Consider the following 26,681-nt stretch of genomic DNA (forward strand, 5'->3'; position numbering starts at 1 on the left):
ATGTATTCAGTAATTGCAAAAAATATAATCAAAACATACGGTGATGTAAAAGCTGTTGACGATGTTTCTTTTAAAATCAAGAAAGGAGAACTCTTTGGCCTCATTGGTCCAGATGGAGCGGGAAAAACATCAATATTTCGCATTTTAACAACGCTCTTGCTTGCCGACAGCGGAACAGCAACTGTAGAAGGCCACGATGTGATAAAAGATTATCAGGCAATACGAAACCGCGTGGGGTATATGCCTGGACGTTTTTCGCTGTATCAGGATTTAACGGTAAAAGAAAACCTGGCTTTTTTTGYCACCGTATTTGGAACTACAATTGAGGAGAATTATGATCTTATTAAAGAAATATACGATCAAATAAAACCTTTTAACGACCGCAGAGCCGGAAAACTTTCTGGTGGCATGAAGCAAAAACTGGCGCTTTGCTGTGCATTAATACACAAACCCGAAGTTTTGTTTTTAGATGAGCCCACAACGGGAGTCGACGTCGTTTCTCGCAAAGAATTTTGGGAAATGCTGGCAAAACTTAAAAAACAGAATATCACTATAGTCGTTTCAACTCCTTATATGGATGAGGCCAATCTCTGTGACCGCATTGCGCTGATTCAGGGAGGAAAAATTATGTCGATTGATGAACCGCAAGTGATTGTAAAGAATTTTCCCAAACCGCTTTTTGCTGCAAAATCAGATGAAATTTATACATTACTAAAAGATTTAMGTGCCGATTCTCTTATTGAAAGCTGTTATGCTTTTGGCGAATATCTGCATTTTACGATGATTTCAGATACAGATGAAGAGCAGATTTTAAAAGAAATTGCAAACAAGAACAATCATAAAGGATTTGAAGTAAAAAAAATTACGGCTTCGATTGAAGACAGTTTTATTCGTCTAATGCGAGAGCAAACTGCAATACAGCATTAAAAAAAATTACCCAAATGGAAGATAAGGCAATAATCTGTAAAAATCTCACCAAACAATTTGGCGATTTTAAAGCTGTAGACAATATCAGTTTTGATGTTGACAAAGGAGAGATTTTCGGATTTCTGGGAGCAAATGGAGCTGGAAAAACTACAGCAATGCGTATTCTTTGCGGACTTTCTTTTCCAACATCAGGCGAAGCATCTGTCGCAGGTTTTAATGTGTATAAACAACAGGAACAGATTAAAAAAAATATTGGTTATATGAGTCAGAAGTTTTCTTTGTATGATAATCTAACGATATTAGAAAACATTGAATTCTATGGTGGCGTATATGGTGTTTCCCGTCCGGAAATTAAAGAACGAAGCAAAGATCTTGTCGAAACATTGGGTTTAGAAAAAGAGGCAAAAAAACTCGTTGGTGCACTGCCTTTAGGATGGAAACAAAAGTTAGCTTTTTCCGTCGCAATATTTCATCGTCCAAAAATTGTGTTTTTGGACGAACCAACAGGTGGTGTTGATCCTATTACAAGAAGACAATTTTGGGATATGATTTATGAAGCCGCTTCAACGGGAATTACTGTATTTGTTACAACACACTACATGGATGAAGCCGAATATTGTGATCGCATAACTGTTATGGTTGATGGACGTGTAGAAGCTTTAGACAGTCCGACAAATTTAAAAAAACAGTTTAATACTCATTCAATGGATGATGTTTTTTATCAACTAGCAAGAGGTGCTAAAAGATCAGGAGATTAAAATGAAACAGTTATCAGCCTTTATTAAAAAAGAATTTTATCACGTATTCAGAGATCGCAGAACGCTGCTGATACTTTTTGGACTTCCAATTGTCCAGATTATTTTGTTCGGCTTTGCACTAAGCAGCGAGGTAAAAAATATTGGTATTGGCATTCAAGACAATGCGCATGATGTAAATTCACAGCAAATCATCAATAAAATACAAACCAGTACTTATTTTAAAGTAAAAATCTCTATTATTAATTATAAAGATATTGAAAGCCATTTTAAAGAAGGCAGCATAAAATGCGCCATAATAATCCCGTCAAATTTTAGTGCAGATTTATATCGTAACGGTGGAGCTCACATACAAGTTATAGCGGATGCTTCTGATCCCAACACGGCAACTATAGTAACTAATTATCTTAAAGCCATCATAGGAAGTTACCTGCAGGAACTTAACCCAAACACAAAACTGCCATATCAAATCATACCTCAGCTAAGGCAGCTATATAATGAAGAACAAAACGGTTCGCTTAACTTTATTCCAGGTGTTATTGCGTTAATCTTTATGATTGTCAGTACTGCATTAACATCTGTAGCGGTGGTAAGGGAAAAAGAACTGGGAACCATGGAAATTTTATTGGTCTCCCCTTTTAAACCTATCATGGTTTTAATAGCAAAAGCAATACCTTATTTGGTTTTATCTTTGATTAACTTTATAATTATATTATTACTCTCCGTCTTTCTGCTTGATATTACAATACAAGGAAACCTATTGCTTATTTTTGGCGAAAGCATCTTGTTCATAATTACCTGTCTTTCTTTAGGCTTATTAATTTCTAATATCACAGATTCTCAGCAGACCGCTATGCTTATATCAATGATGGGAATGATGCTTCCTACCCTATTATTAACAGGATTCATGTTTCCACTAGAAAATATGCCTTGGATATTTCAGGTTATCTCACATGTTTTGCCGTCTAGATATTATTATGACATTATGAAAGCTGTTATGCTTAAAGGACTTGGTTTTAGTTATGTTTGGAAAGAAACACTTCTTCTCGCAGGAATGTCAATTGTACTATTGACAATTGCTTTAAAGAAATTTAAAATCAGATTATCATGAAAGAACTGGGCTTTTTACTGCAAAAAGAATTTCGCCAAATCATTAGGGACAAAATTATCCTGGCTATAATATTTGCGGTTCCAACCATTCAGTTAATCATTATGCCATTAGCAGCAAATTTTGAAGTAAAAAACATCAACATCGCCTATGTAGATCATGATCATAGCACCTATTCTCAAAAACTAATCAATAAAGTTGGTTCTTCAGGATATTTCAAAATTGTTGACTGCCCTCTTTCTTATAAAGAAGGATTAAAATTGATTGAAGATGGCGATGCCGATATCGTCCTTGAAATCCCTGCTGGTTTTGAACGCAACTTAGTCAGAGAAGGCAGTCAGCAGGTTAATGTTGCTGTAGATGCCATTAATGGAACCAAATCTTCAATAGGAAGCGGTTATTTAATGTCGGTAATTGCAGAATTTAACTCCAGCCTTGATGTCAATATTAAATCACCTAAAGGAATTATTTACAACCAAGCGGCATCTGCAAGCATTGAAAATTCAAACTGGTACAATCCTAAGGCAGAATATAAATACTACATGGTTCCCGGAATTTTAGTTTTATTGCTCACAATGATCGGAGGTTTTATTACAGCCCTTAATATTGTAAGGGAAAAAGAAATTGGCACAATCGAACAAATCAATGTTACTCCTATAAAAAAATGGCAGTTTATCTTGGGGAAACTTATTCCGTTTTGGATTGTTGGCATAATAGTTTTTACAGTAGGCCTTATTGTTATGTATGTCATATATGGAATCTTTCCTCAAGGAAGTTTAGCCCTATTATACTTATTTGCAGGAGTCTATTTAATTGCTCTTTTGGGTCTTGGCCTGCTGATTTCCACTTTTGCAGATACACAGCTGCAGGCGATGTTTATAGCATACTTCTTTATGATGGTTTTTATGCTGATGAGCGGTTTATTTACAAGTACCGACAGCATGCCTGACTGGGCAAAAACTATCTCTGATTTTACGCCTGTTGCGCATTTTATTGCTGTTGTTCGTCTTATCGTTTTAAAAGGAAGCGGTTTTCAAGAAGTAAGCTATGAATTACTGTATCTTATTGCTTTTGCTGCTGTCTTAAATAGCCTTGCAATCTACAACTATAAGAAAACTACATAAAAAAGATTTATTTGATGAGAAAAGAACATTATTTAAAATTCCACAACAAATTAAACCTTTTAGAAATATAAAATAACCCGTTGGGTGTAATTATTTTCAACACATAGAAACATAGATTTTGTAAGCTCAAAAATAGGAGTTCCACTTTTTTAAAACACACATAGCTCACTATGTAAAAGAAATGTATTTTTTTTTGCATTCTTTTTCAAAGTAAAATCTATGTTTCTATGTGTTAAATAAAAATTTTATGAATTACACCAACAGATTATTAATATTGTCTTATTTCTATTGGCAAGGAACTTTGAATCATTTTCAACTGTCTTCTTTTCTAAATACCCCCCACATTTCTAATGTTCAAAAATCATAGTTACACCTCTGTCTTCGGCCACACAGACCATAAAACAAAAAAAATAATACTTAGAAGTAATAGGATTAATATGTAGCCCTCCTCGTTTAAGAGCCAAGAAACCGGAAACCGACTTTGTAAAACTTACAGCAAAGTTTGAAAAACAGGTGCAAATGTAGTCACCTATATTGAATTCACTAATTATGTAACTGTGAACTAAGTTAGATGCAATTCACAGTCCCCTCCAGCCAATAATATTGTCACTCAGTCGAAAACAGATCATATACTTTGCTATAAACCAAAAGTTCACAAGAATTTAGCACACCCGCTTCTGAACATTTTTTAATTAGGAAGTACTAGATTATTTGTAAAAAAAAATAGCTACTAAAAAGGGAAAGCAACTTGTAATGAGTTGCTTTCCCTTTTTCAAATATAGACGCTTAGCTACAAAATGATGCAGAGTCCATTTCTAGTTAATAAGGAGAGCCTAAGAAATTATTTTTTAAAATAACACCCTTCAAATGAATTATGCGCTAAACTAAATCCATAAAAAATCACTTATATAAGCAATATAAAATATCGGTCTATAACAAATATCTCAAAATTTCACCATAATATATTAGACATGAATGAATGAAGCCACTGGGCTTGTCACTAGGTTACATTGAACATTTGTTCCCCAATCAACATTATTTGAAACAGTAATTCCGTCAACTACATTGGAAGCTGGAACACCACATACGGCATCCCAATTCGAATTTACATAGCCTTGTATTGATATTGCAACACCAGAATTAACTCGTATTGATGCAGAAATTGGATTATCGCCATCTGTAGCAGCAGAAACCGTACCCATTACTACACCTTGCTGAACAATTTGAATATCGCAAGTTGCGTAATTATTGACAGTGATTGTCGCATTTGGCGCTGTGTAAATTTTTAATGGCAATAGGTCTGTTGGCCAAGTTATAGTAATGGGAGGAGAACCAGCTGATGCTGGAGCTGTTGTTGGTGCTACAGGCATGCTGCTTACTGGATTTAATGGTTCAGCTGATGCAGTTGAAAATACTTGTGACAGATTGGCAGCACCACCTAATTTGGTTGCCGTTAATGTATTATCATCACCTACAGTATAAAGACCATATCCTGCACCTTCTTCCAACATTTGAAAAGCTACCTGTCCCGATAATTGTTGATATAGAGAAGGTACGGTATACATGGAATTGACATCCTTCCAGTCACGAGCAACTGAGCCGAGCCCACCTGTTTCACTCAAGAAAACAGGTACAGCTAATGGTTGTACTTCCGTTCCAAGACCCAAGTAAGCAGTATCAGGCGGCGTACTTCCCGTAACGTACCTATAACTATTTATGCCAATATAATCCATCCTGTCAGTTTCACCACCAGCGGTATAATATTGGGCTATAATATCTGTTCCGATTAAACCTCGTTGATATGGAATAGGGTTTGAACTTCCCCATGAGCTTTGCGGTCCATCCTGCATAGCAGCACCAACTGGAATAATACGGTAATTATTAGCTGCTATATGGAATTTAATATCGCGTGCAAAAGATTTCATAGCTTGAGCAACTGTAAGTTCCAAATTGACTGTATCCAAAACAATTTGAGATGGCGGCGTATTTGGATTAGCGGTGTTTAGATTCGATGCTTGCTGACCAGGGAATTCTACTTCATTACCTACAGAGAAACAAAAAGTGTTATTGTAAGCTTGAAATTCATCGACAACTCTAGCCGCATGATTAAAAGTTTCTTGACTGTATTCGCCTGTCATCTGTTTTATTGAATTGTCAGATGTTGCTAAACCAACCATCACATAGATTCCGGCACTAGCAAGACTAGCCATACTCAAGTTATGCTGATTATTAGGATCTACCTGATACACGCGAATACAATTGGCATTCAATAACTGCAACTGAGGAATAATTGTATTTACCATCAAGTCGTTATGATCATTAGCCAGAATATCTTTGATACTTAAATTGGCGTTAAGAGTGCTTGTTGCTGACAAGGCAACACCACGAACCATAAATCGAGTATTTTCTGTGCCATAAACAAAGGCTTTTCCGCTTATTGAAATTGTACTTAATAAATTCGTCATAATTTTAAAATTTAATTGTTAATTCTGCTTATAAGGCTTTTCAGTTCCGTCCCGTTTTTTATAGTAATTCTAGTTTCTACTTTTTATTTTTATAATATTACTCCACAAATCTATAGCATTACATAATAATAAAAAAAGAGTACAAACACTTGATTTTTAGTAACATTAAACTTTTTTTTATTAAAAATATTCAGGTGAGCTTTATAAAATAGAAGACGGATTTTCAAATAGCACATTAAAGCAAAATCTTCCCCATGGAAGGAAAACAGATTAACAATTTTAATCGAAAGATTACGCTGTGAAGTGCCTCATAGATTTTTAAAGAATTATTTTATTATTTTCTCTTAAAGAAAAACTTAATCAAATTCACTTTATGCAGAAGAGCAATGTCGAAAAATTAGGATTAGAACCAACCAAAAAGAATTGAATATTTTTTGATATATTCGGTTGACAAAAATATATTGGATAAATAGATTTAAAAAGAGTGAATGTATTTTCAAAAGTCGGAACAGAACATTCTATGATTTTGTAAAAACGTTTTGAAGCCATGAACTAGATATGCAGTTTAAAAAGAGGATTACTGATAAACCGTATCTTTATAAAGAAGTTATACAATAAACTATTTATAATCTTTGGGACACAAGATCATTACAATAACTTGTATCTCATAGGGAGAAAGGTTTGAAATGATAAGATTGCTGCCTGCAAAATCTGCAATAGCAATAATCTGCTGCTGTATAGTTAGAGTATGAATGCCGTTAAATGCAGTACCGTCGTTAAATGTGACTGTAGTTGTTGCACCAGTATTTACTACAGTTGCGTTTTGGGAACGACTGGAATTACTTATATAGCAAATACATTGAGATCCATTATTGGTTTTCAAAACAGCGTAGTTAAACCTTGAAAGCACTATAGTATCTCCCTTATGCTTATTGAAGTCTTGACCATAAGCTGAGTCAAATAGTAATAATAGTAACAAGGAAATACATGTTGGGTATGTCAATCTTTTTATAAAAACTTTAATCTGTAGTATTAGCTGAAATTTGAGCTTTTCCATTATTCCTTGTATTGACAATATTACAAATAATGATTATTGTACTAACAAGGTATCTTTTATCCTAGACAATTAGTGATGATAATTCATTGGTAACAAATGGAATACCACTGATAGAGTAATAAACGATCTACTGCATCAATCTAGAATTTGAGTCCCTGAAGCACTAACAATTGCAAATTAAATTTGTTAACAAAACTTAGGCAAGTAATAAATTAGGACACCCCCTAATTGCACCTGGACTAAGTTTAGAACCCATTTTCGAAATTATTATGAATTGTTGTTTTTGCAGATTCGCTTTCAAAATAGAATAATCATCAAATCTAGAAAGCTTGATGATGTCTTTCACAAACTTCCCAAAAGCCTTATATTAACCAAATAAAAATAATATTAGAGGGCTAAGCTAAGCATAAGCCCTCTTTTTTTAAGGTATTTATTTAACTTGCAGTATTAGCCACAATTGAGGCATTTGCATTATTTTGTGTATTGGTATTGTTAGTAATGGTAACAATTGTACCTAACATATCTCCTTGAGCCTGTAGACTAGCCGATGGTGAATTAGGAGGTAACTGAAAGAATCCATTTAAAACGGGATAAACAACTCCGTTGCATTGAACAAGAATTCCAGATGCTGGAGCACCAGTAATTGCAAAATTTAATGTATTTGCAGTACTTTGATTTGTAATTGTCAGAGTGGAACTAGTTCCATTTGCTGTTTTCCAAGTACAATTCATTCCTCCTGAGATAATAGCAGAACCAGTTTTAGAAATTGTTGGATTTGCTGTAGCTGTAGCTGTTGACATAATTTTTAAATTTAATTATTCTTACCTACTCTTAAGGCTTTTCGGTTTTCGCCCCGTTTTTAAAATGGTTTCTGGACTCCATTTTAGCTTTCGTAATATTACTTAACAAACTTATAGCATTACAAAACAATAAAACAGAGTATAAATACCTGATTTTCAGGTAAGTAAACTATTTTAAATAAAATATTCAGAAATTTTTTGTGAAATAAAAAAAACAGACCAGATATGTTTAAGTAAAAAGATTTATAATTATTACTTAAAAATTATGCTATGGTACTTTAAAGAAAGAATGTTTAGAAAATCGTTTGAATTATTTAAATAAATAATCAAATGATTTCATTTTAAGTAGAAATCAGACTTTGAAAGTTTTACAAAAAATAACTCATTACAAGTTGCTTTCTTCAAACGCTAATTAATACATTATAAATCAAACGATTACTTAAAAAAAAGTATCTCAGCAGGTGAAAAAGAAGCTACACACACCTATAATGATAATTCGTTTGTGATAAGATTACTTGTATGCTATTAATATTTAAAACTTAGAATTAAACTTAAAGCAGAACCTTAAGCTAAAATATTAGACGGTCTGTATTCTGGTAATAGGCACCTTCATTTTCAAAGGTTTGCAAATACATACATGTTATTGAGAAAATTAATTAGAAACGAATATTGAAAATAAATTTTGCAATTATCCTTTTGTTCTCGAAATTAAAATTACATCAGAATTAAAGACCTGAATTAAAAAATGACACAAAACGGTTTTTTTTGCTCATAAAAGTGGCAAAAAAGAGGAATGAAACTGTTTTTTCAACCTTTCTAAGATACGCTAACGGATCTATTTAAATATCAATGGAATAAAAATAGAAATGGATATGTCATATTATTAGTCCTTTATTGATGACCGTATTGCATTTTTAAAATAAGGCGAGTCATTCCAACTAATCTTCTTATAGCTGACTGTTTGTTTTAATTTTTGAGGCAAACAATCCCAAATAACTTCCCTTATTTTTTCAAGCAATATATTTTTAGCAAATGTATCTGAAACCACTAAACTAATTTCTCTAACTGGTTTTGGATCTTCAAATGATTTATAGATATTATTTGGTTCTTCATTAATTATAGAAAGTTCCGGAAGTATTGCAAAACCCAAATCAGCTCTGACTAAATTTTTTAAAGTTTCAATCGAATTGATATTGTAGAAGAATTTTTCCTGTGCTTTTTTTTCGCTCTTCAAGTTACAAATATCTAATAATTGTGCATTAAAACAGTATTCATTTTGAAGCAATAATAAATCGGCTTTATTACTTTCCGAAAGTTTAAAAAGAGTACCGGTCTCTGATTCATACGATTTATTAATAAAAGCTACAAATGGTTCATAAAAAACAGGGAACTCTAATAAGGAAGTGTTTCCTGTTGGTGTTGCCATTATTGCAATATCAATACTACCTTCTTCTAAGTCTTTCATTAAGCCTATTGTAGTTTCTTCTTTAATAGTAAAAATTACTTTGGGCAGTATAGCTCTTAAATCTTTAATTAATAAAGGGATTAAGTAAGGTGAAAGTGTTGAAATAATGCCAAGTTTTATTTCTCCTTCCAATATATTTTTTTCATCAATTACAAAATCTCTAATTGAATCTACTTCTTTCAGCACTTTTTTAGCTTTTGCAATGATGGAAGCTCCTAATAAAGTCGGTTTTAGAGGCACAGTTGATCTGTCAAATATTTTAATTCCTATTTCTTCTTCCAAACTTTTTAACTGTAATGTTAATCCTGGTTGTGATACAAAACAGGCTTCTGCAGCTCTTCCAAAATGTCTTTCTTTATCTAATGCGATGATATATTTTAATTGCTGCAGCGTCATGATTATATTTTTTACTTATGATATATAAGAATTATTAATTTGATTTATAATTACAAACATAACACCTTTGTACTGTTAAATAACTTAAAATAATAAAAAAATGAAATTAAAATTAAATCTAGCAACTCAAACAAAAATCTTGTTTACTGCTTTATCATTATTTATGATGTCTATTTCGGCAATTGCTCAACAAAAAAAGGCTGCATCAGCACGTGAAGAGTTTATTGAGGTAGAAAAAAACGTTCGTCTTCATGTTACTGATTTGGGAACTGGCAAAACGGTTGTATTAATTCACGGCTGGCCTTTAAGTGATGCAATGTATGAATACCAATATCAGGAATTGGCAGAAAAAGGATATAGAGTATTAGGCATTACACTTAGAGGTTTTGGTAAATCAGACAAACCATATGGTAAATATGATTATGATGTATTTGCCAATGATATTAAAATAGTATTGGATAAATTGAATATTAAAAATGCGACATTAGGCGGTTTTTCAATGGGCGGTGCCATATCTATACATTATGTTGCTAAATATAACAGTACTCAGGTAAGCAAACTGGCATTATTTGGGGCAGCGGCACCAGTTTGGACAAAACGAAATGACTATTCTTATGGGTTTTCTAAAGAAGACGTGAACGGCTTAATTGATTTGAGTAAAACAAATCGCCCGCAGTTATTGGAGAATTTTGGCAAAATATTTGGAGCAGCAGAGACTTCTGTTTCTTTAGGTTTAGGAAACTGGCTGGGTGGAATAAATTTAGAAGCTTCTCCTTATGCAACAACACAAAGCTTGATAGCATTAAGAGATACCGATTTAAGAAACGAATTGAATAAAATAAATATTCCAACTGTAATTTTCCATGGTGTAAAAGACAAAATTTGTGAATTTGCTTTGGCAGAACAAATGCAAAAAGGGATTAAAAATGCAACAATCGTTCATTTTGAAAACAGCGGCCACGGATTATTCATAGAAGAAAGAGAAAAATTCAACTCAGAACTAATCAAATTTTTAGAAAAATAATATTCTATAACTATTAAAATAAACAAAAATGAAATTTACAAGACAAGCAAATGCCAATTGGCAAGGAACAGGAATGGAAGGAAAAGGGACAATATCTACCCAAAGTACAACTTTAGACAAAGCACAATTATCATTTAAAACCCGTTTTGAAGAAGGTGTCGGAACCAATCCAGAGGAACTTATCGCAGCGGCACATTCAGGATGCTTTAGCATGAAATTGAGCTTTGTGCTAACAGAAATGGGGTTTGTGCCTACAAGTATTGATACCATTGCAAAAGTAACTTTTGAGGATGGAAAAATAACGGTAATCCATTTAGATCTGAAAGCAAAAATTGATGGAATAAATGAAGACCAATTTCAAGAAGCAGCTTTAAACGCAAAAGAAAACTGTCCAATCTCACAATTACTAAATACTGAAATTACTTTAAGTTCTACACTTTTATAAAAGCAATAAACTAATAGCCACCATAGTATTTTACTAGGTGGCTATTTTATTTGTATCATAAACTTTTACATAAAAAAGGTTAGTGATATTATAATTTTATTGAAGTGGATACATCGCATCCAACCCGATAGCCGTTTACACGATTCTCAATCATTATATATATGAGGATACTTTACGAAAATTTATAGTTTTTTTGTGTTACATTTCAAGATAGCAGATTTGCAATCATAAGTGTTCGAAAGCATAACCTGATTTTAAAATCTGCATATTGCATCAAAAAACTTTATTACTTAAGCATTTGTGTTGGTAAACTAAAAAAATGTATTTTTAAATTTTATTATCGAATAGATGAAATTAATCCTTGATTTTACATTAATAACAGGAATTCTACTGTGCATTACTATATTAATTGGCTTATTTAAATTAAAATTAAAGCAAATACCGCATAAAATCTTAATTGTATTTTGGAGTATAATTATGTTGTCATTGTTACATTTTTATGCAATGCTTCATAACTTAGAAAGTCTATTTGCGATAACATATATATTTGAAAATGGCGCAAGATTTATATTAGCTCCATTAATTTATGTGTATATAAAATCATTACTGCCTTCACCAAATAAAGCATTTATAAAAAATCATTTATTTCATTTTATTCCTTTCATAGTTTATTTGTTTTTTTATATAATTCCTGTAATTGTTTTTACTAAAATAATTAAAAAAGATTTCTATGCGTATCTGAATTTTATTGATGGAAATTTTAATCAAGGCTTATGGCAAGACTTATTTTCCTTATTTTATTTTTATTTATCATTAAGATTATTTTTTAGAGTTAAAAAAGGCATGACTGCTAACTATTCTAATTTTAAAGAGAAAGATTTTTTATGGATTAAAAAATTCATATACAGTTTCTTAATAGTTATTATACTTGATTTAATACTGGTCTTTTTATCTATATTTGGAAAATATAATGGTAATGAATTAGGTTTTGTAACTATGATTTTTACAGTTATTTCTATGATTTATTTAGGTTACTATGGATTAACGCAATCTTCCATTTTTCTACCTGATTTTTTAACAAACGAAAAACCTGCAAATAGACAAATCAATCCTGAAGATTTGATTGTTTTAAAAAGAAAAGTAACACAGGCAATAGAAGAAGAAAAACTGTATTTATCATCTGATTTAACATTAAGAACATTAGCAGAAAGCATAAAATTGTCCGAAAGAAAGCTGTCTAGTCTTATTAATGATGAAATGAATACTACTTTCTACGATTTAATAAATAACTTTAGAGTTCAAGAAGCAAAAAAGAGACTTAAATCATCAATTTATGATAAGTACACAGTAGTTGCTATTGGAGATTCATGTGGTTTCAATTCAAAAAGCAGTTTTTATAGAATTTTTAAAAGTGAAACAGGCCTTACTCCCACTCAATTCAAAAATTCTTAAATTAAATATGTCCCACTACGTGTAATGAGACTTATTGACTTTGAAAATTAATAGTAGTTAGGTAATTAAGTTTAATCTTTGCCATCAATCAAACTTAATTAAAAATGAAACATATCAAATTTATTATTGTACTTCTATCGCTTATAAGCTTTAATTCTGCAAAGAGCATAAATAATTTACCAACTAATAATTCAATCATTGACTGCAGTATTGATTTAACAAAAGCTGCTGATGACAAATTACCTGTTACAATACATTTACATAATAACACTTCAAAATCTTTAATTTACCGATTACCAAAAGTGGTCCAAGGTACTTATGACATTAGTGATTTTGGTCAGTTTGTTGATAATTTTGAAGCATTCGATGCCAAAGGAAATAAAATACCCACTACTAAAATTGATACAAATTCTTGGGAAATTAAAAATGCTAAAAACCTAAATAAAATCACATATTTAGTAAATGATACTTTTGATAGTAAAGGAATAAATGATTTATGTAAACCTCAATTTCCGGCGGGTACAAATATTGAATTAAATAATTATGTATTAAATCTACATGGCTTTATAGGTTATTTTGATTCACTTATTGATGCTGCATATAATTTGACGATAAAAGCACCTACAAAATTTAAGTATGCTACTGCTTTAAAACTAGTTGATAAAGCTGATAACGAAAAGAGTAAAGCAACAACCTATAACTTTTTCGCACCCCGTTATTTTGATTTAGTTGATAATCCTATGATGTTTGGAGCATTAGATGTTGAAGAATTTATGATTAATGATATTAAAATTGTTCTTAGCATATATTCACCAAATAAAGTATATAATGCTAAAGAACTTAAGGATATCGTTTTAAATACGATGAAGTCTCAGGCAAATTACCTCAAAGACTTTAAAACAACGTCCAGATACGATATTCAAATCTATTTTTTTGATGGTGTTGTCATTAATCCAAAAGATTATGGCGCTTTAGAACACCATACTTCAACAGTGATGGTTTTACCTGAAAACACAAAGAAAGAAGCGCTTTATAATGATTTAAAGTATTTTATTTCTCATGAGTTTTTTCATACCATTACTCCATTAAGTGTACATTCTGAAGATGTTCATAATTTTAATTATAACAATCCTACTTTTTCAAAGCATTTATGGATGTATGAAGGTGTGACTGAGTATTTTTCTAAATTATTTCAAATCGATCAAAATCTAATAAGTAATCAAGAATTTTATGATATTATTCTAGAAAAAATCCAAAATTCAAAAAAATATGAAGATGAAATAAGCTTCACTTATATGAGTGAAAACATTCTTAAAGATTCCTATCATAAAAACTATCCAAATGTATATCAAAAAGGAGCTCTAGCAGCCATGTGCTTAGATATTTTAATTAGAAATGAAAGTGATGGCAAAAGAGGCTTACTATCTTTAATGAATGAACTATCAGTTAAATATGGGAAAAACATTCCTTTTCAAGACGATGATTTAATTAATGAAATTACAAAGATGACTTATCCATCCGTAGGTTCTTTTTTAAGCAATCATGTTGAGGGTAAAACTCCAATACCATATCAAAAGTATTTCGATATGGTTGGTTTAGATTTTAAAGGTGAAAAATTATTAAGCATTGAAAAACCAACTCATAAGCAATTAACCGTAAGGGATTCCTGGCTCAATCAGCATTCAAATACAATCGCATTTGAAAACGTGAATGTGATACCAATGAATGAAGAAATTGTTCTAAAAAATCAAAGAGTAATTACATTAGATGGTAAAATAATAAGTATTCAACCAAGTTCTGAAAAGCCAAGTATTCCTCTCCAAACAGTTATAGACGGCACAGGTAAATATTTAATTCCTGGGCTTTCTGAAATGCATTATCATTGGAGAAATGCCAGTGCAATAGAAAATGATTTTAAACTACTCATTGCCAATGGCATTACTACGGTTCGCAATATGGCTGAATATGATGGCCAGGATCATATTTCAATAAAGAAAAAAGCTCAAAAAGAAGAAATTTTAGCACCCAATTACTTTACTACAGGACCTTACTTGTCTGCTGCTAATTTTCATGATGTTAATGATGCAATAAGAATAGTAAAAGAGCATAAAGAAAAAGGATATGATTTTTTAAAAATTGGTGATGGAGATGGCATCTCAAAAGAAATTTATTTAAAAATACTGGAGGAAGCACAGAAATATAATATTCCTGTTATTGGACATGCAGAGCATAATCTGCCGTTAGAATTTTCATTGCGCATGAAATCTATTGAGCATATTGAAGAGTTTATTTATATTTTTAATAAGAGTGACTTTAAATATTTGAATAATGATGCTGATTTTTTAGACAATGCTGCAAAACAAATAAAGAATAGCGGCGTATATGTAGCTCCGACTCTTGTCATTTTTGAAATGATTACCCAATATCTAGTTGATAGTAAATTTTCAAATTTAAAAGCAAATCAGGAAGCCAAATATTTAACGCATTCACAGTATGATGAATGGTTAACAGATAAAAATCATTATAGAGCTGATTTCAAAGGAAAAGATTTAGGAGGTGTAGATGCTTTAACATTATTCAACAGTTATTTTGAATGGATGAAAAAATTCACTAAAATTTTACAAGGCAAAGGTGTTCCTTTATTAACCGGCAGTGATACATTTGGTATGGTTGTACCTGGTTTTTCCCTTCATCATGAATTTGAATTTTTACAAGAATGCGGGCTTACCCCTTTTGAAATATTAACCGCCAGCACAGTAAATTCTTCTAGATATTTGAACACTATTTCATCTGAAGGAACAATTTCAGAAGGAAAAAATGCCAATTTAGTTTTATTGAACAACAATCCTTTACTAGACATTAAAAACACAAAAAGTATTGAAGGCGTGATGTTAAAAGGCAAATGGTATGACAGAGAACAATTAAATAAATTTCTGAAAGATGTAGAATTATTAAATGATTAAATTCTTTTCTTTAAAAATAAAAAAGAGCTATGAAATTCATATTTCATAGCTCTTTTTAGGTTCTTGGAATGGTATACTGGGTATATTATCATCTATTCAAATTGCTGAACACCTTGATATTTCAATCAAAACCATTAAAAAACAGACAACTATACCCAAGGAACATATGCAGTTCTCAAGCAATATTTAGCATAAAATAAAAAACACTTCCCAGACCCAGTTCACTTTCAACCCCTATTGTTCCTCCCTGAGCTTCAATGAATTCTTTTGAAATCGCCAATCCTAATCCGGTTCCCGTTTTATGGCTTCCTGGAATTTGAAAATATTTATCAAAAACTTTAGTTAAATAATGATTATCAATTCCCTTTCCGGTATCAATAACCGTAAACAAAATTTGATGGTTTTTACTTTCCAATCTCACTCTTATGGTACTCTTTTCGGAAGAGTAACGAATGGCATTCGTCAAAAAGTTAATAAGCACCCAAGATGTTTTTTCGCTGTCGGCTTTTACCATCGGAAGATTTTCATCCGTTTCAACAAGCAGTTCGATTTGTTTCTGCTCCGCCTGTATTTTCACCGCTTCTGTGGCATAATGCACTATTTCATAAGGATTGCTCTTTTCAATATTAAGTTTAATATTACCGGTTTCAACTTGTGAAAGTTCTAATAATTCTCCCGTGATTTTCAACAAACGCTCACTATCATCTTTAATGCTTTCTATCAGATGTTTTTGCTCTTCATTCATTGATCCCGTTTGTTCGTTTTCAAGTAAATTCAAACTTAATTTCATGGTCGAAATAGGGGTCTTTAACTCATGGGAAATTGTAGCTATAAAATTAGTTTTGGCAAAATCCAGTTCTTTAAATGGAGTAATATTTCTCAAAATAATTACGTCTCCAATATCAATCGTTTGATCTTCGCCTGTGGGCTGAATCGTAATATTTACATTTTCTTTTTCAAAATAACTTTCTTTCCCATCGGCAAAAATTTTCATTGGAAGTGCTTTCTGTCCTGATATTTCAGATTCCTTTTCAAGGTTTTTTGCAATTAATGATTTCATTAAATCATTTGTCAATGCTAAGGTTGCTGCAGTTTTTCCAAGTACGCCTTCTGACTTCAGTCCGATTACTTTCAAAGCTTCATCATTGACAAATAATATCACTCCTTGATTATCCAATCCAATAATAGGATCGTTCATCTTGTTAATTAAAGTTTCTAATCTTTTCTTCTCAAACAATAATTTATAAAGATTGCTATCGTGGTATTCTTCTAATTTCTGTKCCATTGTATTGAATGATTTTGCCAAATCGCCAAACTCACTGTGACTCATAAAATGTACTCGTTCTGAATAGTTTTTTTTTGCAATTTCTTTTATACTGGCGGTAAGTTCCTTAATTGGGTCGGCAATATTATTGGGTAAATTCACTAAAAGATTAAAGGCTATCAAAAAACACAGCGTTCCCGTTATGGCAATCCACATATTGGCTGTCTCGGCAGTGTGCTTGGCAATATCACTTTTTTGTTTTATAGCATTCATATTGAGTTTCATTATCTCAAAAATATCTTGCCGAATTTGGTTTTTTAAACTTTCATCTGCTCTGTTTGTTTTCAAAAGATCAAAACTTTTCTGCAAATTACGTGTTGCATTATCTTCACCTTCTTCGGTAACATTACTGATCTGCTTATTGAGATTAGTTTCAAATGTAGTTATCGCTTTCTCTACATTATTACTTATATTGTCTAATGAAAGCAACATATTTCTTGAATATTCCAATGTGTTATAATTGGCTTTCAAGATGTTTTCAGTGTCTTTTTTAATCGAAAAAATATAAAAAGCACTCACTAAAGTCAGGATAATTATCAATAAAAATAATAATCCGACACCTAAGTTTAATTTAGTTTTAATTTTCATATGAAGATAATATTTGTTTTTTAAAAGAGTATGGTATGTTCCGTTTGTTCGCTTTCGCCCAGGTCGCAGTTCTTCATTACTTTTGCCTTTTTGAAATCATGGCGATTTCATTTTATGATAGAATTACAAGGTCAATATTTGATAACGAAAGATTATTCAATAATCTGTTAAATACAGTAGTTGACAAAATTACTTTAAACAAATTAAAATGTGGCTTTCCTATACAAACCGTTGTAATTTGCTTTTGCTCCACAGTTTTCAGTATGCCATCAGTGATGTTTCCGCTTTCAATTTTAATCACTTCTGCCCCTAATTGTGTAGCCAATTTGAAATTATTAATCAAATGCCGTTGTTTGTCCAGAGCTATTTTATCACTGCTTTCCTTTGGAATCTGAACATATAAAACATACCAGTCGCTATTGTAATAACTCGCTAATCTGGCTGTTTTCCTTATCACAATTTTAGCCGTTCGGTCGTTACTGCTGATGCAGGCCAATAACTTTTCATGGCGTAAAGCATGATTTTTAGGGACTTCATTTTCCACTTTCCGAACGACCTGACTCGCTACTTCCCGCAATGCCAATTCCCGCAATTGCAAAATTTGATCCGACTTGAAAAAATTTCCCAGCGCGGTCTGAATCTTATCAGCTGAATAAATCTTTCCTTCTTTCAATCGGATAATGAGCTCGTCGGCTGTTAAATCAATATTCACCACTTCATCTGTCAACCGCAAAACATTATCAGGAACTCTTTCCTTAACATCAACATTGGTAATTTGTTTTACATTTTCATTCAAACTCTCAATATGCTGAATATTTACTGCCGAAATTACATTAATTCCTGCTTCCAAAATCTCCAAAACATCTTGCCAACGCTTTTCATTTTTGCTTCCTTCAATATTGGTATGAGCCAATTCGTCTACAATAACCACTTCAGGACGCAAGTTAATAATGGCCTGCAAATCCATTTCTTCAAGCTGTTTGCCTTTGTAGAAAAGCGTTCGTCTTGGAACAATTGGCAAACCTTCAATCAAATCTTGGGTCTCCTTTCGATTATGGGTCTCAATGTAACCTATTTTCACATCAATCCCATTGCGTAACAGCGTGTGCGCTTCCTGTAGCATACGAAAAGTTTTGCCCACACCAGCACTCATCCCAATATAGACTTTAAACTTTCCCCTACGTGATTTTTGAATTAAATCAAGAAAGTGTTTGACATTATTTTCTTTTTCGTTGTCCATTTTTTAATTGCATAAAAGGTGAGAGTTTAAAAGTGAAATGATTACATCAAAAAACATTTCACTTCTAACATTTCACTCCTGATTTCTCTTTTTTTCTTAAATAGAAATCGCTAAAGATGCAGTGACRAATACACTGCTGTCAGTAGGCTTATTATTTTTTTAAAAGATAGCATCTTTGCTATTCAAAGTTCGTGCTTCTAATCTGAATATTACGTTTTCTACAGGCAAATAATCAAAGTTTGCTGAGAAACCATAGGCTGTTCATTTCCAACATAAGTACTCCAATTCAAGACAGTTCCTAAACTCGGCTTAAATGTAATTTGCGTTCCAAAAACTGATGTTTGATTTCCCTCTATTTTCTAAATGCGTTGCCAACCATTTAAATACATAGCCGCCAAGTACCATTTTTCTGACGCAGAACATTGCTGTAAATCCAAAAGCTATAAAAGCTTTAACTATTATTTTTTTCATTTAATTTTTCATTAGGAGCTAATCCATCTGTCCACTATATCTTTCCTTGCCTAAAGGAGACAAGGAAAGGATGCCGTTTCCATCTGGGCTAGGGCATCACGTTATTTAAGAACTTATTTATTTGTAACAACTTTTATATTTAAAATTGCTATTGAATTTTGCCATTACCATTGATTTTTTTTTTATTTCAACTCATCCAAAGCCACATTCAACTCTAAAACATTTACGGTTGAAGTCCCCATCAAGGACGGTTTATTTATTTTGGTTTCCACCAAAGATTTTAGTTTTTCTTCAGACAAGTTTCTAACCTTCGCCACACGTTTCACTTGAATCAAAGCGCCTTCTGGAGAAATATTTGGATCCAATCCGCTTCCCGATGCCGTCACCATATCCGATGGAATCTCCGATTTTTTCAAATACGGATGAACAATCAAAAAAGCGTCAATTCTTTTTTGAACCAAAGCCAAATACTCAGGATTGCTCGGTCCTTTGTTGCTACCTGCACTTCCCGCAGCATTATAATCCACCGCTGATGGCCGCCCCCAGAAATAATTTAGTTTATCAAATTTTTGTCCTATTTTTTGATAGCCTACCACTTTTCCCTTTACAGAAATAGTTTCTCCTTTCCCTTTATTTGGGGCAAACTGTGCAATTCCTAAAATTGCCATAGTATAAATAACCGAGAATAAAACCACCAATAAAATGGTGAATTTTACTATTGAAAATATATTTTTCATTTTGAGTTTTTTTTGAGTTTCTAAAGAGGCTATGCAATTAAGTTTCTACTTTTTTCTCAGTGTCTTAGCTACTTAGCATCTCAGAAACTTAGTTACATAAATAATGTTACGGCTAAATCAATTAATTTGATTCCGATAAACGGAACAATCAATCCTCCTAATCCGTAAATCAACAGGTTTCTTTTCAAGATAGCACTCGCACCGATTGGCTTATAATCAACCCCTCTCAATGCCAGCGGAATCAATATCGGAATGATAATCGCATTAAAAATCACAGCCGATAAAATAGCACTTTCCGGGCTGTGCAAACGCATAATATTCAATCCTTCGAGAGCAGGAATCGCTGTGATGAAAAGCGCAGGTACGATAGCAAAATATTTGGCAACATCATTCGCAATCGAGAACGTAGTAAGCGTTCCTCTAGTCATCAGCAGTTGCTTCCCAATTTCAATAATTTCAATTAACTTGGTTGGATCATTATCCAAATCGACCATATTTCCAGCTTCTTTTGCAGCTTGAGTTCCACTGTTCATTGCTACACCCACATCAGCTTGTGCAAGAGCGGGTGCATCATTAGTACCATCGCCCATCATTGCTACAAGTTTACCATTTTGCTGCTCGTTTTTGATGTAGTTCATTTTATCCTCAGGTTTGGCTTCGGCTATAAAATCATCGACACCGGCTTTCTCTGCAATAAATTTAGCAGTTAAAGGGTTATCTCCAGTGACCATTACTGTTTTTACGCCCATTTTTCTTAAACGTTCAAAACGTTCTTTCATCCCCGTTTTTATAATATCCTGTAATTCGATAACCCCCAGTACTTGGCTGTTTTTAATCACTACTAATGGTGTACCTCCATTGGATGAAATATCAATTACTTTTTTTTCAATATCTTCAGGAAATGTATTCCCTGCTTGCCTTACAATATTTTTGGCAGCATCCTGTGCACCTTTTCTAATATTAGTGCCATCTTTTAAAACAACGCCACTGGTTCTGGTTTCGGCAGTAAATTTGATTAAAACAGCCCCTTCAATGGATAATTTCTTGGTAATTTCTTTACCAGCTAATTCCAGAATACTTTTCCCTTCCGGGGTATTGTCTGCCAGTGAACTTAATACGGCTGATTCAATAAAATCTTCCTGTGATATTCCTTTAGAAGGATGGAAGCTGGTTGCTTTTCTATTTCCAATAGTGATTGTTCCTGTTTTGTCTAATAATAAAACATCAATATCTCCTGCAGTTTCTACCGCTTTTCCTGATTTTGTAATTACATTGGCACGCAAGGCTCTGTCCATTCCCGCAATTCCAATAGCTGAAAGTAAACCGCCAATTGTTGTTGGAATCAAACAAACAAAAAGGGAAATGAAAGCCGCAATTGTGATTGGTGCATTGGCATAATCAGCAAACGGTTTTAGTGTTACGCATACGATCACGAATATTAAGGTAAAGGCAGCTAATAAAATAGTTAATGCAATTTCATTTGGTGTTTTTTGGCGGGAAGCACCTTCTACCAATGCTATCATTTTATCTAAAAATGATTCCCCAGGTTCAGTGGTAACCCTAACAGTTATTCTGTCGGTTAATACTTTAGTTCCACCAGTTACGGAACTTTTATCACCTCCTGCTTCACGAATAACAGGCGCACTTTCTCCCGTAATGGCACTTTCATCAATAGTTGCTATACCTTCAATAATTTCTCCATCTGTGGGAATAACATCTCCTGCTTCGCAGAAAAACATATCATCCTTTTTTAATTGAGACGAAGAAACCATTACAATTTCATCAGAATAGATTTTGCCTAATTCCAATACTTTTTTGGCTGGCGTTTCTTCTCTCGTTTTTCTTAAACTATCGGCTTGCGCTTTTCCACGGGCTTCGGCAATGGCTTCGGCAAAATTGGCAAACAAAAGTGTTGCCAGTAAAATCAAGAATACAATGAAGTTATAAACAAAACTGCCCTGATCGTGTGCGCCAAACAAAATAGCAATACACACAGCAAACATAATTGCAGTTCCTATTTCAACAGTAAACATTACTGGATTTTTGAACATTATTATTGGATTAAGCTTTACAAAAGATTGCAAAAAAGCTTCTTTTACCTGCTTACTCTCAAATAATGAATTGGATTTATTTTTAGTCATTTTTTATATTATTTTGTTTAACTGATTTTTTTTTTAACACATAGAAACATAGGTTTTAACTTTGACAATTAGGCGTTTCACTTGCATACATGCACATAGCTATGTGTGAAAACGAGTTTTCTCGTTACTCTTTTTTTATAGATTTAAATTCTATGTTTCTATGTGTTTAAAACATTTCAGCATTGAAAAATGAGTTGTTATTTATTTTAATGTAAAGTACTCCGCTAAAGGCCCAAGCGCCAACGCAGGAAAGAAAGACAAGGCGGCAATTATTGCAATTACTGCAAAAACCATAATTCCGAAAATAGTTGTGTCCGTTTTCAACGTTCCAGCACTTTCAGGAATGTATTTTTTATTGGCTAATAATCCCGCAATAGCAAGCGGACCAATTATTGGAAGAAATCTCCCTAGTAATAAAACTATTCCTGTGCTAATATTCCAAAAAGGATTGTTATCTCCTAAACCTTCAAAACCAGAACCATTGTTGGCTGCACTCGAAGTGTATTCGTATAACATTTCTGAAAATCCATGATGACCGGGATTATTCAGCCAGCCAGTTGCATTTCCGCTAAACCAATAGCCCATTGCAGTATCATTAGCTGCAAAATAAGAAGCCAAAGCTGTTCCAGCCAATATCAGTAAAGGGTGAAGAATAGCAATAAAAGCGGCAATTTTTACTTCACGGGCTTCAATTTTCTTTCCAAAAAATTCTGGTGTTCGTCCTACCATTAATCCCGATATAAATACCGCGAGAATAATGAAAATATAGAAATTCAGCCAGCCCACTCCAGAACCGCCATAAAATGCATTGACCATCATAGCCAATAACTGCATCGCTCCAGAAGCTGGCATTGCACTGTCATGCATTCCATTAACTGATCCTGTGGAAATTACCGTTGTTGCAATTTCCCAAAAACTGGTAACTGCAGTCCCAAATCGTAGCTCCTTGCCTTCCATGGCACCAGTTGCTTGGATAATCCCCATTCTTTCGATAGCTGGATTTCCGTTGATTTCGCTTATCATTGTGGGTATAACCAGCATTAAAAAACCAGCTGTCATAACACCAAAAACAACATAAGAGAATTTTCTTTTATTAAGGAAAAAACCTAATGCAAAAATCATTGCAAACGGGATGATTAACTGTGCCCATAATTCGACCGCATTGGTTAAATAAGTTGGATTTTCCAAAGGATGTGCTGAATTGGCACCAAAGAAACCTCCTCCGTTTGTACCAATATGTTTGATGCCAATAAATGCAGCGGCAGGCCCACGGGAAACTTCAACAGTATCGCCTTGTAAAGTCACTATTTTGTCTTTTCCTTCAAATGTCATTGGAGTACCGCTGAATACAAGAATAACAGCTACAATAGCAGAAAGCGGTAATAAAATACGAGTACAGCTTTTGATTAAAAAATTGTAAAAATTCCCTAGTTTATCGGTTGTTTTTTCTCTCATGGCAACAAAAACCATTGCCGCCGCCGCCATTCCCGTACCAGCCGAAACAAACTGCAGGAACATTAAAAATAATTGACCTAAATAAGAAAGACCTGTTTCTCCAGAATAGTGCTGTAGATTGCAGTTCACTACAAATGAAATGGCGGTGTTAAAGGCCAAATCGGGTGACATATTTGGATTATTATCCGGATTCAAAGGCAATGAACCTTGAAACAATAAAACAAAAAAACAAAGAAAGAACCAAACCATGTTTACACTCAAAAGTGCTTTGAGATGCTGCTTCCAGTTCATTTCTTCAGTGGAATTGATACTGCTTATTTTGAAAATTAATTTTTCAATTGGATTAAAAATTACATCAAGCATCGTTTTATCTCCCAAATAGACTTTGGCAATATACCTTCCGACAGGAATGGCCAAAACTATTGAGACGATAAAAATACTGATGACACCAAAAAATTCTGTGTTCATAATTTAAGTTTAGATTGTTGATTTTAAAACTTCTCAGGTTTAATTAGCACATAAACTAAATAACCGAAAACGACGAGCGAAATAATAAATAGTAGTGTCATGATTTAGATTTTTTCAAAAAATTCGACGGATTTAAAACAAATTATAAAGAGCAAAACTCCTAATGCGAGTAAAAGAATTGTGATTAACATACTATTAAAAATTAAGGTTAGATTTAAACTACTGAAGCATTGGTTTGCTTGATATACTCAGCCTCCAACGATTTTGGAAGCAGATTGGAAATACTGCAATGACGCAGCTCCATAAAAGAGGAAACTGAAAAAACATATACACTCGAAATGGCATTTTTGGTTTCACTGCTTCCTGTTCCGAATAATCGTTCGGCTAGTGCCAAACATTTTTTGGCTCGAGTAATATTTCCGGATATAATTGCAATTTTTGTGATTTCGGCAAAACGTTCTGCTTGTTTGTAAATCGTGATGACTTGATTTTTCATGAGTATGAATTTTTATGTTCTTCATCGCTTATGCCAAAAAACATTCCAAAAAAAATAAAAAATCATAACCTATTGTTTCTTATAGCTTTGTCGTTTTAGTGCCAAAAAAAGGCATAAAAAAAGCCTATCAAAATGATAGGCTTTTCTCAAAACGATAATGATTTTTATTGAATATTGTACTCGTCCAATTTTCGGTACAGTGTTGCAATACCTATTTCAAGTAAGCGTGCTGCTTCTGCTTTATTTCCTTTGGCATAATTCAACACTTTCTGAATATGCAGTTTTTCTACACTTTGCATAGAAAATGCTGATAACGTTTTATTATTTTTATCTATTTGATGCTGTATTTCATACGGCAAAACATCTTGGGTCAAAATATCGTCATTCGCTAGAATCACAGAACGCTCAATCACATTTCTCAATTCACGGACATTACCCGGCCAATGGTAGGTTTCCAATTTAGACATAAAATCAGGATCAATAATCAATGACTTTTTATTTCCTCTTGATGAAAATTGCTCTACAAAATAATTGGTTAAAGGTGCAATATCTTTTATTCTTTCCCGCAAAGGCGGAATTTTTATCTCAAAAATATTCAATCTAAAATACAAATCCGAACGAAAATGGTGTTCATCACTTTCTGTTTTTAAATCGCGATTTGTAGCAGCAATCAAACGAAAATTGGATTTCCTTGGAGTTGTATCGCCAATTTGGATATACTCGTTGGTTTCTAGAACACGTAACAATTTAGCTTGCAATTCTAGAGGCATTTCGCCTATTTCATCCAAGAATAAAGTTCCTCCATTGGCTTCTTCAATAAATCCCTTTTTATCTCTTGCAGCGCCAGTAAAAGCACCTTGCTTGTGTCCGAATAATTCACTTTCGAGAATTTCCTTGCTGAAAGTGCTGCAATTTAATGCAACAAACGATTTTCCTGCCCGATTGCTGTTTTCGTGAATGGCTTGCGCAAAAACTTCTTTTCCGGTTCCTGTTTCTCCCGTTAAGAGGACAGTTGAATCTGTTTTCGCTACTTTTTTCGCTAAGTCAATAACCTGCTCCAAGCCTTTTGATTTTCCTATAATACTATCAAAAGAATATTTATCAGAAATACGTTTTTCTAATTGTTTGACTTTCTTTTGCAGTTGTACTTTTTCCAATGCTTTATACAACAAAGGAATAATTTTATCATTGTCATCACCTTTTACAATATAATCAAAAGCTCCATTCTTCATGGCCTGAACTCCATCCGAAATTTTACCGTAAGCAGTTAATAGAATGACTTCGGTTAAAGGAAATGCTATCTTTATCTTTTGAAGAAAATCAACACCGTTACCATCGGGAAGTTTGRCATCACATAAAACAACATCGATATCATTAACTTCCAATTTTTTAAAACCTGATTTTAAATCTGGTGCCTCAAAAACTTCAAAACCTTCGGATTTAATTATTCTGGCTAAAAGGTGACGCAATTTTTCTTCATCGTCAATAATAAGAATATTTTTCAAAATGGCTTTTTTGTCAAAAATTAGATTACAAATTTAAATGTTTTAACCCTGCAAAATAAAATTTCACATGATTAAAACATTTAATCACTTAATATAATTAATCTTTTCTGTGATCTGTGATCGTTTGGCATCAAAAATGAGATCAAGAACAAAACCCGTTGAGGATTAAATCATAATATCGCAAACTTTCACCGGACATATTATGGGAAATAGAACAATTAATTTGTTTGAAAAGAATAGTAGAATAAATATGAATTTTTTCAACATACCATCTA

The 26,681-nt window shown here is 32.9% G+C and carries 21 protein-coding genes; 8 read left to right on the forward strand and 13 right to left on the reverse strand.

Annotated features, from left to right (window positions below):
• Genes AC1DVP_RS12860 through AC1DVP_RS12875 form a run of 4 tightly spaced genes read left to right on the forward strand, consistent with a single transcriptional unit; the run spans position 1 to position 3,914 of the window.
• On the forward strand, positions 1-927 hold the full coding sequence (locus AC1DVP_RS12860; protein WP_477183874.1) for an ABC transporter ATP-binding protein: 927 nt from the start codon (positions 1-3) through the stop codon (positions 925-927).
• A 14-nt stretch (positions 928-941) separates the two neighbouring features.
• A complete protein-coding gene (locus AC1DVP_RS12865; protein ID WP_477183875.1) occupies positions 942-1,685 on the forward strand; it encodes an ABC transporter ATP-binding protein in 744 nt (247 codons plus the stop codon).
• Between the two features lies 1 nt (position 1,686).
• Complete coding sequence (locus AC1DVP_RS12870; RefSeq protein WP_477183876.1) at positions 1,687-2,793, forward strand: ABC transporter permease; 1,107 nt, start codon at positions 1,687-1,689, stop codon at positions 2,791-2,793.
• Positions 2,790-3,914 (forward strand): ABC transporter permease, encoded by a 1,125-nt coding sequence (locus AC1DVP_RS12875; RefSeq protein WP_477183877.1) that lies wholly within the window; start codon positions 2,790-2,792, stop codon positions 3,912-3,914. The genes AC1DVP_RS12870 and AC1DVP_RS12875 overlap by 4 nt, the downstream gene beginning before the upstream one ends.
• Positions 3,915-4,879: 965 nt before the next feature.
• On the opposite strand, the gene AC1DVP_RS12880 is transcribed toward AC1DVP_RS12875, so the two are convergent.
• From AC1DVP_RS12880 to AC1DVP_RS12895, 4 genes are all read right to left on the reverse strand, one after another.
• Positions 4,880-6,379: a glycoside hydrolase family protein gene (locus tag AC1DVP_RS12880; protein WP_477183878.1), complete on the reverse strand. Its 1,500-nt coding sequence runs from the start codon at positions 6,377-6,379 to the stop codon at positions 4,880-4,882.
• Between the two features lie 619 nt (positions 6,380-6,998).
• Positions 6,999-7,436, reverse strand: coding sequence for a carbohydrate-binding protein (locus tag AC1DVP_RS12885; RefSeq protein ID WP_477183879.1), 438 nt, complete (start codon positions 7,434-7,436; stop codon positions 6,999-7,001).
• Between the two features lie 434 nt (positions 7,437-7,870).
• Positions 7,871-8,236, reverse strand: coding sequence for a hypothetical protein (locus AC1DVP_RS12890; RefSeq protein WP_477183880.1), 366 nt, complete (start codon positions 8,234-8,236; stop codon positions 7,871-7,873).
• A gap of 883 nt (positions 8,237-9,119) precedes the next feature.
• Positions 9,120-10,097, reverse strand: coding sequence for a LysR substrate-binding domain-containing protein (locus AC1DVP_RS12895; RefSeq protein ID WP_477183881.1), 978 nt, complete (start codon positions 10,095-10,097; stop codon positions 9,120-9,122).
• Positions 10,098-10,197: 100 nt separating this feature from the next.
• Here AC1DVP_RS12895 and AC1DVP_RS12900 point away from each other — a divergent pair, with 100 nt between their 5' ends.
• The 4 genes from AC1DVP_RS12900 to AC1DVP_RS12915 all read left to right on the forward strand — a co-directional run bounded on the left by AC1DVP_RS12900 (position 10,198) and on the right by AC1DVP_RS12915 (position 15,981).
• Positions 10,198-11,121: an alpha/beta fold hydrolase gene (locus tag AC1DVP_RS12900; RefSeq protein WP_477183882.1), complete on the forward strand. Its 924-nt coding sequence runs from the start codon at positions 10,198-10,200 to the stop codon at positions 11,119-11,121.
• Between the two features lie 28 nt (positions 11,122-11,149).
• Positions 11,150-11,566 carry an OsmC family protein gene (locus AC1DVP_RS12905; protein WP_477183883.1) on the forward strand — a complete coding sequence of 139 codons (417 nt, stop codon included), beginning with the start codon at positions 11,150-11,152 and terminating at the stop codon, positions 11,564-11,566.
• Positions 11,567-11,914: 348 nt separating this feature from the next.
• The gene (locus AC1DVP_RS12910; protein WP_477183884.1) at positions 11,915-13,018 is read left to right on the forward strand and encodes a helix-turn-helix domain-containing protein; all 1,104 of its coding nucleotides are present in this window, start codon (positions 11,915-11,917) and stop codon (positions 13,016-13,018) included.
• A gap of 104 nt (positions 13,019-13,122) precedes the next feature.
• Positions 13,123-15,981 carry a M61 family metallopeptidase gene (locus tag AC1DVP_RS12915; RefSeq protein WP_477183885.1) on the forward strand — a complete coding sequence of 953 codons (2,859 nt, stop codon included), beginning with the start codon at positions 13,123-13,125 and terminating at the stop codon, positions 15,979-15,981.
• A 175-nt stretch (positions 15,982-16,156) separates the two neighbouring features.
• On the opposite strand, the gene AC1DVP_RS12920 is transcribed toward AC1DVP_RS12915, so the two are convergent.
• The 9 genes from AC1DVP_RS12920 to AC1DVP_RS12960 form a co-directional block, all read right to left on the reverse strand.
• Positions 16,157-17,893 carry an ATP-binding protein gene (locus tag AC1DVP_RS12920; RefSeq protein ID WP_477183886.1) on the reverse strand — a complete coding sequence of 579 codons (1,737 nt, stop codon included), beginning with the start codon at positions 17,891-17,893 and terminating at the stop codon, positions 16,157-16,159.
• A gap of 112 nt (positions 17,894-18,005) precedes the next feature.
• Positions 18,006-19,133 (reverse strand): sensor protein KdpD, encoded by a 1,128-nt coding sequence (locus AC1DVP_RS12925; RefSeq protein WP_477183887.1) that lies wholly within the window; start codon positions 19,131-19,133, stop codon positions 18,006-18,008.
• 309 nt (positions 19,134-19,442) lie between these two features.
• On the reverse strand, positions 19,443-19,604 hold the full coding sequence (locus tag AC1DVP_RS12930) for a hypothetical protein (protein ID WP_477183888.1): 162 nt from the start codon (positions 19,602-19,604) through the stop codon (positions 19,443-19,445).
• Between the two features lie 182 nt (positions 19,605-19,786).
• Positions 19,787-20,341 (reverse strand): K(+)-transporting ATPase subunit C, encoded by a 555-nt coding sequence (locus tag AC1DVP_RS12935; protein ID WP_477183889.1) that lies wholly within the window; start codon positions 20,339-20,341, stop codon positions 19,787-19,789.
• 92 nt (positions 20,342-20,433) lie between these two features.
• The gene (kdpB, locus tag AC1DVP_RS12940) at positions 20,434-22,482 is read right to left on the reverse strand and encodes a potassium-transporting ATPase subunit KdpB (RefSeq protein WP_477183890.1); all 2,049 of its coding nucleotides are present in this window, start codon (positions 22,480-22,482) and stop codon (positions 20,434-20,436) included.
• Between the two features lie 201 nt (positions 22,483-22,683).
• Positions 22,684-24,405: a potassium-transporting ATPase subunit KdpA gene (gene kdpA / locus AC1DVP_RS12945; RefSeq protein WP_477183891.1), complete on the reverse strand. Its 1,722-nt coding sequence runs from the start codon at positions 24,403-24,405 to the stop codon at positions 22,684-22,686.
• Between the two features lie 23 nt (positions 24,406-24,428).
• On the reverse strand, positions 24,429-24,506 hold the full coding sequence (gene kdpF, locus AC1DVP_RS12950; protein ID WP_477183904.1) for a K(+)-transporting ATPase subunit F: 78 nt from the start codon (positions 24,504-24,506) through the stop codon (positions 24,429-24,431).
• A 113-nt stretch (positions 24,507-24,619) separates the two neighbouring features.
• Positions 24,620-24,901, reverse strand: a complete 282-nt coding sequence (locus AC1DVP_RS12955; RefSeq protein WP_477183892.1) for a DUF7674 family protein — start codon at positions 24,899-24,901, stop codon at positions 24,620-24,622.
• A gap of 164 nt (positions 24,902-25,065) precedes the next feature.
• The gene (locus AC1DVP_RS12960) at positions 25,066-26,409 is read right to left on the reverse strand and encodes a sigma-54-dependent transcriptional regulator (protein WP_477183905.1); all 1,344 of its coding nucleotides are present in this window, start codon (positions 26,407-26,409) and stop codon (positions 25,066-25,068) included.
• Between the last annotated feature and the right edge of the window lie 272 nt (positions 26,410-26,681).

This window comes from Flavobacterium sp. P3_A6 (genome assembly GCF_056403035.1).

Coding starts and splice junctions, on each gene's coding strand:
- AC1DVP_RS12865 (WP_477183875.1), top strand. CDS start 942: ATGGAAGATAAGGCAATAATCTGTAAAAATCTCACCAAACAATTTGGC.
- AC1DVP_RS12870 (WP_477183876.1), top strand. CDS start 1,687: ATGAAACAGTTATCAGCCTTTATTAAAAAAGAATTTTATCACGTATTC.
- AC1DVP_RS12875 (WP_477183877.1), top strand. CDS start 2,790: ATGAAAGAACTGGGCTTTTTACTGCAAAAAGAATTTCGCCAAATCATT.
- AC1DVP_RS12880 (WP_477183878.1), bottom strand. CDS start 6,379: ATGACGAATTTATTAAGTACAATTTCAATAAGCGGAAAAGCCTTTGTT.
- AC1DVP_RS12885 (WP_477183879.1), bottom strand. CDS start 7,436: ATGGAAAAGCTCAAATTTCAGCTAATACTACAGATTAAAGTTTTTATA.
- AC1DVP_RS12890 (WP_477183880.1), bottom strand. CDS start 8,236: ATGTCAACAGCTACAGCTACAGCAAATCCAACAATTTCTAAAACTGGT.
- AC1DVP_RS12895 (WP_477183881.1), bottom strand. CDS start 10,097: ATGACGCTGCAGCAATTAAAATATATCATCGCATTAGATAAAGAAAGA.
- AC1DVP_RS12900 (WP_477183882.1), top strand. CDS start 10,198: ATGAAATTAAAATTAAATCTAGCAACTCAAACAAAAATCTTGTTTACT.
- AC1DVP_RS12905 (WP_477183883.1), top strand. CDS start 11,150: ATGAAATTTACAAGACAAGCAAATGCCAATTGGCAAGGAACAGGAATG.
- AC1DVP_RS12910 (WP_477183884.1), top strand. CDS start 11,915: ATGAAATTAATCCTTGATTTTACATTAATAACAGGAATTCTACTGTGC.
- AC1DVP_RS12915 (WP_477183885.1), top strand. CDS start 13,123: ATGAAACATATCAAATTTATTATTGTACTTCTATCGCTTATAAGCTTT.
- AC1DVP_RS12925 (WP_477183887.1), bottom strand. CDS start 19,133: ATGGACAACGAAAAAGAAAATAATGTCAAACACTTTCTTGATTTAATT.
- AC1DVP_RS12930 (WP_477183888.1), bottom strand. CDS start 19,604: ATGAAAAAAATAATAGTTAAAGCTTTTATAGCTTTTGGATTTACAGCA.
- AC1DVP_RS12935 (WP_477183889.1), bottom strand. CDS start 20,341: ATGAAAAATATATTTTCAATAGTAAAATTCACCATTTTATTGGTGGTT.
- kdpB (WP_477183890.1), bottom strand. CDS start 22,482: ATGACTAAAAATAAATCCAATTCATTATTTGAGAGTAAGCAGGTAAAA.
- kdpA (WP_477183891.1), bottom strand. CDS start 24,405: ATGAACACAGAATTTTTTGGTGTCATCAGTATTTTTATCGTCTCAATA.
- kdpF (WP_477183904.1), bottom strand. CDS start 24,506: ATGACACTACTATTTATTATTTCGCTCGTCGTTTTCGGTTATTTAGTT.
- AC1DVP_RS12955 (WP_477183892.1), bottom strand. CDS start 24,901: ATGAAAAATCAAGTCATCACGATTTACAAACAAGCAGAACGTTTTGCC.